The sequence below is a fragment of the Sutcliffiella horikoshii genome (genome assembly GCF_021991925.1).
GTDB lineage: Bacteria > Bacillota > Bacilli > Bacillales > Bacillaceae_I > Sutcliffiella_A > Sutcliffiella_A horikoshii_F.
The window spans coordinates 446,440-461,261 of record NZ_RXZI01000001.1 but is presented as its reverse complement, the minus strand read 5'-3'; the positions used below and the strand labels follow the sequence as shown (position 1 = coordinate 461,261).

Genomic DNA, 14,822 nt, shown 5'->3' with positions numbered 1-14,822 from the left:
GGTCCCAATAAAACCGATGTCTTTTCTTATTCTCAGCTCACATCCTGCATCGTAAACTGTGCTTTTACCAAGTGATAATAGATGCCTCCGTGCTCCATCAGCTTATCGTGATTGCCCTGCTCCATGATATTCCCATGATCAAGGACAATGATGTTATCTGCTTCGCGGATAGTTGATAGACGGTGAGCGATAATGATGGCCGTACGACCTTTCAGAAGCTGCTTGAGTGCAGTCTGTATCTTCACTTCCGTTTCCGTATCAATACTAGCTGTTGCTTCATCTAAAATGATGATGCTAGGATCGGCTAGTAACGCACGTGCAAAGGAAATCAATTGTCTTTCTCCGACAGAAAGGACATTACCTCTTTCCTCAACTTCTGTATCATACCCATTTTTCAAGCGCTCGATAAATTCATTTGCGCCGACTGCTTCAGCAGCAGCCTTTACCTCTTCGTCGGTGGCGGTAGGGCGACCGAAGCGTATATTATCATTGATAGTCCCTGAGAAAATAAAGGTATCCTGTAAGACTACACTGATTTGTGAACGTAAGCTTTGAAGGGAAATGTCGCGGATATCGTAACCATCTATCTTCACTTCTCCGCCTGTTGCATCATAGAATCGTGAAATTAAGTTAGCGATGGTGGTTTTACCAGAACCCGTATGCCCCACCAATGCGACAGTTTGCCCTGCTTCCATTTTCAATGAAATGCGGTTCAAGGCCGTGCGCTTGCTGTCATAGGAGAACTCCACATTTTTAAATTCAATTTCTCCGCGGATCGTTTCCAGATTGACTGCATTATCCTTCTCATCCACTATCGGTTTTTCATCCAAAAATTCAAAAATGCGTTCAGATGAAGCCATCCCGACAAGAAGCATATTATAAAGTTGGCCTAATCGTGAAATCGGCTCCCAGAACATCCCTAAATAGAATGCAAAGGAAATGAAGATACCGACTGTTAGAGTACTGGAACCACCCGTCATACTTAGTTGGATAAGATAGGCTCCAAACCAGATAAGAATTGCTGTTCCAACCGCATTGGTCATTTCAACGAACGGACGGAAAATCGCATTCTGCCTTGTCGCATTTTTCCAAGATTCGAAGTTTTCCGTATTGATGCGGTCGAAGAACCCCATATTCTCTCTTTCTTGCGTAAAAGATTGTGTAACACGAACTCCTTGGATACTTTCATTTAAATGGGAGTTCAGCATGGATTGCTTTATACGAACGTCCTGCCATGCTCTTCTGATCTTTCTACGCAAGCTTGTAGAAATGAAAAACATGATTGGTAGGATAACCAATATGGCTGTTGCTAATTCCGGACTTAAAGTAAATAAGATGACCACGATACCAATCAATAAAATAAAATCCATAAGTAGATTGATAACACCGTTTGTAAACAATTCCTGCAATGAGTTGATATCATTCATGATACGGACAAGGATCGAACCAGCCGAACGTTGATCGAAAAAGCGGTGGGACAGACCTTGTACATGTGTAAAAAGGTGCTTCCTTAAATCATAGATGACATTTTGCCCAAGCATGTTCATCCAACGTATCCTCAATGCATTTGCTACATACGAAATAATATATAAAACGGAAACAATTACCGCGAGCTGGACAAGCATATCCATATCTTTCTGTTTTATGGCAACATCATATAGGTATTTACCGATTATGATTGGAATAGCCAACCTTACTGCTGTTGCAATTAGCATTGTAATGATTGCTAACGGCAACAAGGTCTTGGAATATGGTTTCATATAAGAGAAAAGTCTCCACATCTGTTGCCAGTTGAACGGTTTTTCGATTGCCTGGTCAGTAGAATAGTAGAATCTCTTTTTTACATTGTCATTCAATTCTATTTTTTGTTTTTTTCGCACTTTGTTTCACCTGCCTTCAGTTAGTCTGAGCTTCCAAAACCGTTTTTTGGTCCTTGTATTGGATATCATAGATTCTACGATATGCCCCATTCTTTTGGACAAGCTCGTCATGTGTTCCGCGCTCTACCACTTTTCCTTCTTCTAATACGAGGATTTCATCCGCATGTTTAAGAGAGGAAATACGGTGAGCGATGATAAAGGTTGTTCGCCCAGCCAATGCAGCCTTTAATTCTCTTTGGATATTAAACTCTGTCTGCATATCAACTGCACTTGTTGCATCATCCAAAACTAAGATACTTGGATCAAGGATTAACGCACGCGCGATGGCGATACGTTGTTTCTGTCCTCCGGAAAGACCCATTCCGCGTTCTCCAAGCATCGTGTCATAGCCATCAGGAAGTTCCATGATAAAATCATGCGCCTGCGCCATTTTAGCAGCTCGAACGATTTCTTCCATAGAAGCATTCGGACGACCGTAAGCGATATTTGATTTTATAGTGGAAGAGAATAGGAAAGATTCTTGTAGCACAAAACCGATTTGATTTCGAAGGGAATACAGCGAGTATTTATTGACCTCTTCCCCATCAATTAATATGCGCCCGGATTGTGGCTCATAAAATCTTGTAATAAGTTGGGTGATACTTGTTTTACCAGAGCCTGTCGCTCCTATCAATCCAATCTGCTTTCCAGGAGGTGCATCAAAAGATACATTTTCAAGCGCCGTTTTGTCTTCATTTGGATAACGGAATGTAACATCTTCGAACGTTACATGCCCATTCAAATTAGGGACATCCTTCGCATCTGGTGTGTCTTGAATATCTTCTTCTGCCTCTAAAATCTCCAATAATCGTTCTCCGGATGCTTTTGCTTGGGAGAACTGATTGATGACGAACCCTAAGTTCGCAATCGGCCAAACGATATACCATACTAAACTGAAGAATGCTACTAGTGCACCTTCTGACAGTTGGCCATTGATTACCAAATAACCTCCAAACGCCAGCAGACCCACCACACAGGCATTACCGATGAATTCCATTAGCGGGAAGAACTTTGCCCAGACATTAGAAGTAGTAATATATTTCTCCTTGTAGTCTACATTGGAATTATTGAATTTATTAATTTGATAATCTTCACGGGATAAAGATTTAACCGTGTTGATTCCACTGATATTCTCCTGTACATTCGTATTTAGTTTCCCAAATGATTTACGAATTCCACGGAATGCTGGGTGCACTCTTTTATCAAAACGATATGTGACAAAGGCTAGAAAAGGCATAGCCAGTAATGTAACAAACGTTAATGCTACAGAATAATAGAACATTAGGCCTAAGCTAATGGTTACTAACAATACGAATCGAATCAATTCGGCAAATCCAAATGATAAGAAAAACCTGAAACCCTCTACATCTGCTGTCAGCCTTGACATCAAGTCCCCTGTTTTCGCATTATCATAATAACGAAAAGGCAGGAATTGTAGTTTTTCGTACAGTTCGTTTCTTAAGCGGTACACCGATCTAATTCCAAATAGGTCACCTAAAAACTGATTGAAGTACGTAAATAACCCCTTTAATGCCATTATTCCAATGAATCCAAGTGCAATATATGGTACGTATTGGAATTGTTGTTTTTCAATAACTTCATCAATGGTCACCTGCAAAATAACAGGATAAATGACGGTGATGACCGTTACTAAAAGCAAAAATATCAAGGAAATATAGAAATTTTTGCGATAAGGCCAATAAAACTCTTTAAGTTTCTTAAAAGTCTCCACATGTATTCCCTCCCTTTGTTAACTCATGCTGGAAAATATAAGATAGTATCTAATATATCGAGTTTCGAAATATTTATCCAGTCTTTTTTGGAAAAATTTAAATTATTTATACTATTATTTTATTTCTTTGTATGGGACATCGTAAGTGACACAAAGACGGAAATTCCCTACATCTTTAGACGGAGAAAAGAACAACTTTAGAGTATATGAGTATGGGTCTGCTAAATAGAATCAGTAGTTGGTTTGCGGTAAATAGAAAAAAGGATCACCCTTTACTTTAAGGCAATCCTTAGTTCATTCAAAATACTTATTTCTCCATTTCACCCAATACACGATTTACACGCTTTTCAAGCATTTTCATCCCACTTCCGCCAGCCTGGAAGTGGCGAAGATTACCCTCTGCATCAAATACATAATAAGCAGGTACATATTGATTTTCAAAAGAATCTGTTAATTTATGTTCACTGTCAACGAAGATCGGTTGAGTGATATCATGTTCACTCGCTGTCTTCTTGATGGAATCGAGATTCAAGTCGTCCTCAGAGCGGGGCATGTGAACGGCAATTACGTTTAACTTTTCTTTGTAGTTATCGCGAAACTCATTTACTTGTGGCATCGCCTCTTTACATAGATGGCAGCTTACTGACCAGAAATGTATAAGTGTCGGCTTTTCACCAATCAGGTCCTCTTTGGTTACCTGTCCATTCAACCATTCTGTCGCGCCTGTTAATTCAGGCATCGGAGAGCGCAATTTCATCCTTTTAAACCTCCTATAACTTATCTATGTATTGCAAAGAAAAGGCCTAACGAAAACGTTAGACCTTATTCTTGGTTGCATCAAATTATAATGTAGCTTGTCCAGGCTTCCAGTTAGCTGGGCAAAGTCCACCAGTTTGTAATGCTTGAAGTACACGTAGTGTTTCTTCTACATCACGGCCGATGTTGTTGTGGAATACTGTTTGGTATTGTAATTCGCCTTCTGGGCTGATGATGTATAATCCACGTAGCGCGATACCTTCATCTTCAATAAGAACTCCGTAGTCGCGAGATACAACGTGATTAGTGTCAGCAGCTAAAGGATATCTTAATTCGCCAAGACCGTTGTCTTTGCGATCTGTATTGATCCAAGCTAAGTGAGTGTGGATAGTATCAGTAGATACTCCAATGATTTCTGCATCTAAGTCTTCGAACTCTTCGTAGCGATCAGACATTGCAGTGATTTCAGTCGGGCAAACGAACGTGAAATCCATTGGGTAGAAGAAAAGTACTGTCCACTTATCGTTTTTCATGTTTTCTTCTAAGCTTACTTTTCCAAATTCTTTGTTTGGTAATACAGCGTCCATTTCAAAACGTGGAGCTTGTTTACCTACCATGCGTTCTGCCATTTGTAAATCCCTCCAAGTTGTAATTTCAAATGAGAATATTTATTAATAATTCTCATTTAGTTATTTAATCAACATCAACTATTATAAACCACTCTTTATTTTTAGTCAATGTTAAATAATAATTAATTTAATTTAGACTATGTGTTAGTCAATATTTTCACCTTGTTGGTATTCCCTTAAGAGTGATAATGTAATCTAAGTGTAAAATGGGAATTTTTTCTCCATCCTTATAATAACATTCTTTACTTTTAGGACAAAATGATAAGCTTATCCATGCACATCTTTTAAATTATTTGGTTTTCAGTTCTGAATACTTTATAATGCCTTATTAGAACTAATTATCATTTTATCCGCATCAGAGAAGGGAGTTTAAGTTATGGTATTTGATTTATCTAACATTGACATTTATGCTATCTTGATTGCCGCAGGGGTTATTTTACTCAAATTACTAGTAATTTTAATCGTGTATGCAATCGTGAAATCTATTGGGACTAAAATAATTTCCCGCACCTTCAATAGGGCCACAGAAAGACAAGGCATTTCACCAGGAAGAGCCAAGACACTTGAGAAACTTACGATAAACATTTTTACATATGCTTTAATATTTTTCTTAGTGATAATGGTACTTGAAAACGTATTTGCAGTTGAAACCACTGCTATCCTGGCTGGGGCTGGGGTTGTCGGCCTTGCCATTGGATTCGGCGCTCAAGGCATCGTCAGTGATGTCGTGACTGGGTTCTTCTTATTATTAGAAAAGCAGGTTGATGTGGATGACTATGTCACAACCGCAGGCTTTTCGGGAATTGTGGAAGAGGTTGGTTTGCGCACCACTAAGATCAGGGATTTTGATGGTTCCCTGCATTATGTACCTAACCGTGAAATATCTAATTTAACCAATCATTCCAGAGGAAATATGCGTGCTCTCGTCGATATAGGCATCTCTTATGATGACAATATTGATACTGCCATCCAAGTAATGCAAACCGTATGTGACCAGGTTGCTGCAGAAGATGAAACAATCATTGAAGGACCAAACGTAGTAGGTGTCCAAGGCCTTGGTGACTCTGATGTAGTCATCCGCATTATCGCCAAAACGGAGAACATGCAACAATGGGCAGTAGAGCGCAAGTTGCGCAAAACCATTAAAGAAGCGCTTGACGCAAATGGAATCGACATACCGTTTCCTCATCAAGTCTATATTGAGAAAAAGGATTAAATAGTTCATTGGAAGTCCAGAGTACACATTCTGGACTTTTTTTGTTTACCTATGCTGGTCGATTAGTTAAAATGTCCGAACTACTTTTCTCAGCAAAAATAACGCCAATTTCTCCTACTATTAAAGCACTTCTTCCCACCTTTGATGAGTTAAGTTCATCCAAGTCCAGCGAACCAAATAGCCGAATCATATAAACAAAAAAAGAGCCAGCACGGCTCTTTTTTAATGGTTGATTCTGCTTTCCACCTGTTGGCAAATCTGGTCAGCTGTCATTCCGCTGGCTTCAATTACAGAACCAGCCGTGACACTATTGGAGATACCCATTACATTATTGTCTATACCCGTTACCACACAGCAGTCACAGCCCTTAGCATCGTTTTCGTTCGTCAATTGAACAACATCGTAGCCTTTTTGCTGCAAAGCTTCTTGAACATCTGTCAAGGATTGTTCTACACCGATTTTTGGCATATGTAATCCACCTCCTCTTTGTTAATGTGGCTTGAATTCGCCTTTTTATACTAAAGAGAAGATGGATTTTATCAGTTCGCTTTAAAATTAATGTAGGAAATAATCGTGCTGATGGCAACACCGATTGCATCTTCATTCGGATTTAGCTTTGAATGATGCAGTCCATACGGAGATTCTGCCCCAAGCCAGAACATAAATCCAGGAATATTTTCAATCATGTACCCGTAATCTTCGCCTGTCATGGCCTCCTTACATTGGACCACATTTACATTTGTCTGTTCCCCGACATACTGCATGAACTCTTCTGTCAGGGCATGATCGTTATCCACTTGATGGTACATGCTACCATAGTCTATGGACGTTTCGCAGTTATAGCCGACCTCTACACCATGGACCAGTGCTTCTATACGCTCTTTGACCTTTTTCATACTTTCAACAGAAAGTGTACGTATGGTTCCTTCCAGTCTTGAACGTTCGGCTATGATATTTTGAACAGTACCGCCTGTGATCTTCCCTATAGTTATTACAGCGCTATCAAGTGGATCTACATTTCGTGCAATGACAGTCTGTAATTGCGTTACTAATGAACACGCGGCAACCACCATGTCATTTGTTTGATGCGGGTAAGCGGCATGCCCCCCCCTGCCTTTGAGATCAATGAATAATTCGGATGTATTGGCAAACAGCAAACCTGGTTTTGTCGCAATCGTCCCTACCGGATATTCGGGAGCGATGTGGAGAGCAACTATCATATCAGGCTTCCATGCTTTGAAAGTATCTGACTGAATCATTGGCAGAGCCCCACCCGGTCCTTCTTCAGCTGGCTGAAACATGAACAGCAGGTTATCTTTTGGGGGATGTTGAGAAAAATGCGTAAGGATCCCTAATGCTATACTCATATGCATATCATGGCCACATGCATGCATCATCCCATCATGAAGCGAATGAAAAGGTAAGTCTGTCTCTTCTGTAATTGGCAAGCCATCAATATCCGCTCTGTAACCGATCGTTTTAGAAGGATTGGTTCCCTTCACTCTTACAAAAATCCCAGTCTTCCACATTCTTATTTCCATATCATCTTGTGGGAGATTCTGAATGTATTGGAGCAAGTATCCTTGCGTTTTTGTTTCTTGAAATCCCTTTTCCGGAATTTGATGTAAGTCTCTTCTTATCTGTATGAAGGGATTGATCAAATTTGACACAAGCCTTCCTCTCTTTCTAAGAAAAAGACGTGGAGTCATCACCCACGCCTTTTCTCATCGATATTTTAAAGTTGACGAAGTTCTTGTTTAATTTCTGTTTTGGATTTCGTCTTTTCATCAATTTCTTTGATTTTCTTTGCAGGTGTTCCCGCAACCACCGTGTATGGTGCCACATCGTCAATAACGATGGCACCAGCAGCTACAACTGCGCCTTTTCCAACTGTTACACCCTCAAGTACTACTGCATTTGCTCCGATTACCACGTCGTCTTCAATGACAACCGGCTTTGCGGAAGGCGGCTCGATTACTCCAGCAAGTACAGACCCTGCACCAATGTGGCAGTTTTTACCGACAGTAGCGCGTCCACCTAGTACTACGTTCATATCAATCATGGTTCCTTCTCCAACTACAGAACCGATATTGATAGAAGCTCCCATCATGATGACAGCATTGTCGCCGATTTCTACTTGGTCACGAATGATAGCGCCAGGCTCAATACGAGCTTTTACCCCTTTCATGTCCAGAAGTGGAATAGCAGAGTTGCGTCGGTCGTTTTCCACGACATAGTCTTCAATCTTATTTTCGTTTGCTTTTAGTGCCGCTTCAATTTCAGCCCACTCACCAAAAATGACACCACTATTGCCATTTAAAAAAGTTTTGGAAGAAGCACCAAAGTCGATACCTTCTACCTCCCCTTTCACATAAACCTTTACAGGTGTAGATTTAGTACTGTTTTGAATAAAAGAAATAATCTCGTTTGCATCCATCATTTTCATTATGTATTCCTCCTAAAACAATAAAGTCTTTATCCCTTTACTCTATCAAACAAAGAAAAGTGTGACAAGTAAAAAAATACCTCACTTATTTCCATTAAAAAAAGAGAGGTTTAAACCTCTCTTTTTTGTACCATTCTATCATTTGTTCTTGCGATGAATTGGACAATGATGACACCTGCGATGAACGTCAGCACACAAACGACATTGACAAGCATACTCGGTGAAAAGCCTTGGTACACCACTGCAGTGGAACCCATCACTAGCCCGATAATCGCAGCAAAGGTCATCTTAGGATAATGGTGAAGAACATACTTTATAACTTTACTTGATACGATGAACCCGATCGCAACACCTGCACCGATTACAAGAATGATCGGCAAGTTCAACCCCTTCAAAGCAGCTATTGCTGTCGCATAATATCCTAAAATCAATAGAACAAGTGATCCGCTTATCCCCGGAAGCAACATACTCATACTTGCCAGCCACCCTGCAAAAAACAAACTAATGGCAGAACTAAGTGTAAGTGTTTCAATGACTGGCCGGCTGGACTCTTGTAAAAACGCCATGGATGCCACCAAAACAAGGGGAATTAAAAGTGCAATATAGTGGCGGGCAGTAAATGTGTTCTTCATGTCGGACTCTTTCGCCAATAAGGGCAGTACACCGATAATCAACCCTAAAAATAAGAAGTGCGTTGGTTCTGGGTATGTTTTTAATAAATAGTCCAAAATATGACTGAAAAGCAACAGTGCTGATACAATCCCAATTCCTAAAGGTATAAGGAACTTAAGATGCTTGGCCCAATCCTTACTGAAAAAACCACTGATCGCTTCAATCAACCGATCATAAATTCCCAAGATAAAAGCTATGGTACCACCACTCACTCCAGGGACTACATCACAAATTCCCATTAAAATACCACGATAAATATTCTTCCATTCCATATACAATCGTTCCACCTTAAACTTCAGTCTAGTTTCTCAAGTTTATATATTACTACTAGTGAGAGGGATTATCCAATAATATCTATTCCAAATTGTTTGCTAGTTGGTATTCCGTTACGATATCCATGAATGCTTGCACCTGCTTCAGGTTAAATGCAGACTCATATCCGATCAGCCAGGTATCTCGGTGAAGGTTGTAAACATCATCTTCTTCAAGGGGAATTTTTTTGATGTTCTCATAATCATCCTTCAATGTTATGGAAGGTAATATCGCATATCCAATCCCGTTAAGAGCCATTTGCTTACATGTTTCAATTTGATCCACCACTATTGTTCGTTTAGGCGGCGCTTGAAATTTTTTGTGCCACCAAACCTGAATCTCTTGGTAATAGGTAGAATCACTTTTGAACTGTATAAAAGGCCTTTCTGTATGCTCCAGTTCTGAAAGCTCTTCAATCTCTGTATCCACCAAGTATAAATTGTCTTTAAGAAGATGTTTCTTTACACCTTTCCATTCCGGATTCCCACGAATAATCCCGACATGCACCTCATCTTCATACAGACTTTTTACAATATCACTACTCCAACCTGTTACAAGGGAAACTTTTGCATTTGGATATTTTTGTATAAATCTTTTTAGAACTTTTGGCAGCCAGTACTGGCCAATGATCGTCGCAACAGCAATTTTCAGTGTTCCGTACACTTCTTTATCGAGTGATGTTATTTCCTCTCTTACTTTTGCATCCTTTGCCAATACCTCTTCAGCAAACTCCACTATTTTCTCTCCTGCAGGTGTAATCAACAACCCTTTTTGTGTCCTGATAAAGATTTTGGTATTCCAGGCCTTCTCTATAGATTGTAATCTCTGAGAGAGTGCAGGTTGAGAGACAAATAGGCGCTCTGCAGCTTTTCTCATGTTCTTCTCTTTGGCTAGAACGGCCAAGATCTGAAATTCTGATGTATTCATGCTATAACCTCGATATAAGTTTTTCTTATAGTATATCTTAATTTTTATGTAATTTCATTATGACTTTAAAAACCATACAATAAAGCAGGAGGGAAGGAGGAGAAAATAATGGAAACACCTTTTTATATTTTTATTTTAATCGGATTTATCGCAACATTCATCGGGACATTTGGAGGAGGGGGAGGCCTTATCAACCTTCCGTCCATGTTGCTGCTTGGAGTTCCGATCCATACCGCTATCGCAGCCAACAAATTTTCCAATACATTCAGCTCGTTCTCTAGCTTCTATACAATTTGGAAAAGGAAAGAAGTTAACGTCAAGCTCGGATTATCCATTGTACCGTTCACCATTATTGGTGGAATAATGGGTGCATTGCTTGCATCCTTTCTTACGGAAGAAATCCTACTAAGGGTGGCTTTGGCACTAATGTTTATAGCCACATCGCTGAATATCTTAAAATCACGCCTTACTCCTAAACAAAATGACGGCTCCCCGCCAAAACTCTTTTATCCCACCTATATCGGAATAGGTGCTTTTGACGGATTATTCGGGCCTGGGCAAGCCACACTGCTCATGCATTCCTTCTTAAATGCAGGATACTCTTTCCTTACTAGCATTGGGCTTACCAGACTACAAACCTTTTCAAGCTGTTTTGTCTCCTTTATCATTTACTTTTCAATGGGTCATTTTGATTGGAGGGTAGGATTGGCTCTTGGCACGGGGTCTTTACTGGGAGCTCAGACAGCAGTTAGACTAGCGGACAGGGTCTCATTTCTTCCATGGAAAAAGATACTTAGTGGTTTCTCCGTTATTCTTTTAGGTTACTTGGTAGTGAGAATACTAGTCTTATAATTTGTTTATCGCAGGTTTCCTTTCACAAATGGTTCCTCTTCTGATACGCTGCTGAAGGCCTCTTCCAGTCCATTCCTGGTCGAGAAAGATTTTCATTGAATGAGAACCTCTCTTCCTTCGCTTCCTTACCAATGAGGTCCTCATCTATTCCTTCAATAACCCCCTTCTCTTAAGTATTGATTCCATCCATTTTTTCATCTATCAAAAAAATACCGGCATTCCTAGTGAATACCGGTACCTCTACTATTCTTTTTTAGGCAGGAGTAAAATCAATAAGAAGCTTATGACAGCAAACCCTGCAACAACCAGATAAACCGTATGCAACGCTGAAGTCAGCCCGTCTTGCAGAAGGACCTTCATGGAGTCAGATAATTGATTTCGTTGTTCTTCGTTCAACAACAGTGTCGTAGAATCAAGAGAAAACTGTTCAATCGCCCCATTCTCTCGCAAATGCTCTTGAATGCGCGAATTTAATATTCCCCCAAGTAATGCGGCACCAATCGTACTTCCGAGTGTTCTCATAAACATGTTCGAAGCGGTTGCCACCCCACGCTTCTGCCATGGAACATTACTTTGGATGGAAACGATAAATGCCGTTGTGGAAAAGCCCATTCCGACTCCAATCATAAAGGAACCAAACGCCGCCCACACAGGCCCATCATCAGGGCTTAGTGTCATAAATATGATACTTCCCATAATCAACGCTATTCCTCCAATTATGGATGTGGTCCTGAAGCCTATTTTCAGTAAGAGCCTGCCCGCTATCATGGCGGCAATCGGCCACCCGATGGACATGGTTGTCAGAGTAAAGCCTGCAACAATCGGCGGCCTTTCCATTACACCTTGTACAAAAGCAGGAAGAAAACTTGAAATCCCTATCAGCATGACTCCTGTCGTCAGAGAGGTTGTATTGGCAATTAGGATGGACCGTTCCTGCCAAATATCAAATGGCATCATCGGGTCCTTCGCTCTTCTTTCCTGAAAAACAAACAAAGTGAAGGTCACCGCAGATAGGGCGATAAGAGATAGGACAGGACCAGATGTCCATGTCCATCTCACCCCACCTTCCACCATCACAAGCATAAAAGAGCTGACCGCCAGAAACAACAGCCCGGCACCTGCATAATCAATGGAGTGCTTTTTCTTTTCCACTCCCTCATGAAGAAATAAGTATAATCCTACGATAGCCAATATTCCAAGTGGGATATTGACCCAGAATACAAACCTCCAGCTAACAAATTGAACAAGCAATCCCCCTATTGCAGGGCCAAGTATCGCCGAGATCCCCCATACGCTGGATAGATACCCTTGTATTTTTGCTCTTTCTTCCTTTGTGTACATGTCCCCGACAATAGTGGAGGCAATCGGCATCACAGCCCCTGCACCAAATCCTTGAATAAACCGGAAGACAATCAGCATCTCAATGGATGTTGCCATTCCACATAATAGTGAACCGATTAAAAATACAATGATACCAAAAGTAAGAATCGGCTTCCTTCCAAATAAATCGGAGAGCTTGCCATATATCAAAACTGTTACAGCATTCATCAATAAATAAGATGAGAATACCCAGCTGTATAATGAGAAGCCTCCCAAATCAGCCGCAATGGCAGGCATAGCTGTAGAAACGATGGTAGCCTCGATGGCAGCCATGAACATCGCAAGCATTATTGCTGCCAATACAAAAGGCCTCTTTGTTTTATTAGGAGAGTCTTGTTCCACTACTTGTCTCTCTAAAGTTGCTGTTCCCATGTCTTCCCCTTCTCTCTGTATTAGTCAAACGAACTATTTCGTGCCTCTATGTAAATTGTACCCATTAACAAATTTATTGCAACCGTCAGCTTGTGGCTGCAAGAAAAAAAGACCTTACAATTCAAGGTCTTTTTCATTATTATTCATTTGAAAGTGTGTATGCAAACGATCTAATATAGTACGTCTAGTCAAAATTCCTTCAAACACATTGTCCTCATCCTGAACACATACAAAAGGATGGTCCACAAGTAATTCCAAACCTTTTTCGACCGTGTCGTTCACATTTAAACACGGAAGTTCTTTGTTCATTACATCCTCTACCAGCATGTGCTCCAATTTGTCAAACTCTATTCGTTCCAAGCCCAATATGGAATCCATGATATGAGTTGTACTGACCAAGCCATGTAATCTATACTTGGGATCTAAGACCGGTACAGCAGTATATCCCGTTTTTGTAAGAACCAATAATGCATGTTCCAGATTATTTTTCACCTGTACATGTGCCACACGTTCTGCGGGAATGATTAAATCTTTTATCGTTGCTCCTAAAACCTTGCTACTTTGGAGGCTGATCATAAATGTTCTTCCTCTCTTTATTTACTCTCTAATACTATATGCTGAATCATGTAATTGACCAATATCATTGTAGCATACATTGGACTTGGACTCGAATTTTAATAAAGAGAAAGTTGTCGTCTTTCTTCGACATGTTTCTACGCATAAAAAAACTGCCCTATAAGGCAGCCCGTTTCCATTATATAATTATGATATCTTATCGTACAATTCGATAAGCTGCTGATAGGTTTTTGTTTCCAGTTTTTTATCTCCAATCTCAATATCATTTATTTCACTAATTACCAATTCTTTGGCAACATCTGTTGATATCAATAAGGTCACCAGCAGTTCTTTTTCCTCCTGTGTTAAAGTCACCATTCCTACTTTACAACTCCTTTCCATGATAAGCTTTACTTTGTATAACGGTTTGCATAACAGAAGGCTGTATATGCATCCGGCTTTATTTTGGCATCCAGCCCCATGGCCGTGATCCTACCTGTCATTTCTTGTATAAAATCTTTGGTCGCACCTTTTTGCCCTATGTCCAGATGAATCTCAAAATGAAAATCAGCTCCGTGTTCCAAGTGGGGCAGTAACAGGTTCTGTATCTTTTCGAGCTTCTCCACTGTAAATTGCATCGCAATTTCCTGACTTAATGCAGTTTCAAGCGATATCTTTTCATGAAGGCTTCTAATGGCCCTATTGACGATATAAGGCCTTACGCACCCCCACGCGCCTTTCCCCACTCTATGGAGATGAACAGCCGTCATGAATTTTGTCTCCTGTTGATGAACATGGGAATCGGTACCGATGGACAGTAAGTAAGGTGCTCTTACATCTTTTTGGATAAACAAAAGGATCTTTTCATAAGCTTGTTCAAAAGTAAGGTAGCCGTGGGTAATATTTATAAACTTACTGGGGTTATCCATTTATCCACTTCCTTTTCCATACTTCCTATATACTTATATGTTCCTTCCTCCAAAAAAATTAATATTTTCTTCCATTGATGTTAGGTTGAATGACAAATATATCTACATTATGGTCTCGATTCTTG

At 40.2% G+C, this 14,822-nt stretch carries 15 protein-coding genes; 2 read left to right on the top strand and 13 right to left on the bottom strand.

Annotation, left to right across the window (positions count from 1 at the left end; translation table 11 throughout):
* Positions 1–32: 32 nt before the first annotated feature.
* The 4 genes from EKQ44_RS02215 to EKQ44_RS02200 form a co-directional block, all read right to left on the bottom strand.
* Positions 33–1,880: an ABC transporter ATP-binding protein gene (locus EKQ44_RS02215; protein ID WP_237661886.1), complete on the bottom strand. Its 1,848-nt coding sequence runs from the start codon at positions 1,878–1,880 to the stop codon at positions 33–35.
* A gap of 16 nt (positions 1,881–1,896) precedes the next feature.
* Positions 1,897–3,651, bottom strand: a complete 1,755-nt coding sequence (locus EKQ44_RS02210) for an ABC transporter ATP-binding protein (RefSeq protein WP_237661885.1) — start codon at positions 3,649–3,651, stop codon at positions 1,897–1,899.
* 307 nt (positions 3,652–3,958) lie between these two features.
* Positions 3,959–4,408, bottom strand: coding sequence for a TlpA family protein disulfide reductase (locus EKQ44_RS02205; protein WP_237661884.1), 450 nt, complete (start codon positions 4,406–4,408; stop codon positions 3,959–3,961).
* Between the two features lie 85 nt (positions 4,409–4,493).
* Positions 4,494–5,036: a peroxiredoxin gene (locus EKQ44_RS02200; RefSeq protein ID WP_010192747.1), complete on the bottom strand. Its 543-nt coding sequence runs from the start codon at positions 5,034–5,036 to the stop codon at positions 4,494–4,496.
* Between the two features lie 376 nt (positions 5,037–5,412).
* Between EKQ44_RS02200 and EKQ44_RS02195 the strand changes: the two genes are divergently transcribed.
* Entirely contained in the window at positions 5,413–6,252 is an 840-nt protein-coding gene (locus tag EKQ44_RS02195; protein ID WP_237661883.1) for a mechanosensitive ion channel family protein, read from the top strand.
* A gap of 222 nt (positions 6,253–6,474) precedes the next feature.
* Here EKQ44_RS02195 and EKQ44_RS02190 read toward each other — a convergent pair whose 3' ends face one another.
* The 5 genes from EKQ44_RS02190 to EKQ44_RS02170 form a co-directional block, all read right to left on the bottom strand.
* A complete protein-coding gene (locus EKQ44_RS02190; RefSeq protein ID WP_063561288.1) occupies positions 6,475–6,720 on the bottom strand; it encodes a YkuS family protein in 246 nt (81 codons plus the stop codon).
* A gap of 71 nt (positions 6,721–6,791) precedes the next feature.
* Positions 6,792–7,913: an N-acetyldiaminopimelate deacetylase gene (locus EKQ44_RS02185; protein WP_269151551.1), complete on the bottom strand. Its 1,122-nt coding sequence runs from the start codon at positions 7,911–7,913 to the stop codon at positions 6,792–6,794.
* Positions 7,914–7,987: 74 nt separating this feature from the next.
* Complete coding sequence (gene dapD / locus EKQ44_RS02180; protein ID WP_237661881.1) at positions 7,988–8,698, bottom strand: 2,3,4,5-tetrahydropyridine-2,6-dicarboxylate N-acetyltransferase; 711 nt, start codon at positions 8,696–8,698, stop codon at positions 7,988–7,990.
* A gap of 110 nt (positions 8,699–8,808) precedes the next feature.
* Complete coding sequence (locus tag EKQ44_RS02175) at positions 8,809–9,642, bottom strand: DUF368 domain-containing protein (protein ID WP_237661880.1); 834 nt, start codon at positions 9,640–9,642, stop codon at positions 8,809–8,811.
* 82 nt (positions 9,643–9,724) lie between these two features.
* The gene (locus EKQ44_RS02170) at positions 9,725–10,609 is read right to left on the bottom strand and encodes a LysR family transcriptional regulator (protein ID WP_237661879.1); all 885 of its coding nucleotides are present in this window, start codon (positions 10,607–10,609) and stop codon (positions 9,725–9,727) included.
* 108 nt (positions 10,610–10,717) lie between these two features.
* On the opposite strand from EKQ44_RS02170, the gene EKQ44_RS02165 reads away from it, so the two are divergent.
* The gene (locus tag EKQ44_RS02165) at positions 10,718–11,461 is read left to right on the top strand and encodes a sulfite exporter TauE/SafE family protein (protein ID WP_237661878.1); all 744 of its coding nucleotides are present in this window, start codon (positions 10,718–10,720) and stop codon (positions 11,459–11,461) included.
* Positions 11,462–11,704: 243 nt separating this feature from the next.
* Here the strand turns inward: EKQ44_RS02165 and EKQ44_RS02160 are convergent, their stop codons facing one another.
* The 4 genes from EKQ44_RS02160 to EKQ44_RS02145 form a co-directional block, all read right to left on the bottom strand.
* Positions 11,705–13,213, bottom strand: a complete 1,509-nt coding sequence (locus EKQ44_RS02160) for an MDR family MFS transporter (RefSeq protein ID WP_237661877.1) — start codon at positions 13,211–13,213, stop codon at positions 11,705–11,707.
* A gap of 114 nt (positions 13,214–13,327) precedes the next feature.
* Positions 13,328–13,789: a cyclic-di-AMP-binding protein CbpB gene (gene cbpB, locus EKQ44_RS02155; protein WP_237661876.1), complete on the bottom strand. Its 462-nt coding sequence runs from the start codon at positions 13,787–13,789 to the stop codon at positions 13,328–13,330.
* A 186-nt stretch (positions 13,790–13,975) separates the two neighbouring features.
* Entirely contained in the window at positions 13,976–14,146 is a 171-nt protein-coding gene (gene abbA, locus EKQ44_RS02150) for an antirepressor AbbA (protein ID WP_237661875.1), read from the bottom strand.
* Between the two features lie 32 nt (positions 14,147–14,178).
* Positions 14,179–14,697, bottom strand: coding sequence for a ribonuclease H-like YkuK family protein (locus tag EKQ44_RS02145; protein WP_237661874.1), 519 nt, complete (start codon positions 14,695–14,697; stop codon positions 14,179–14,181).
* Between the last annotated feature and the right edge of the window lie 125 nt (positions 14,698–14,822).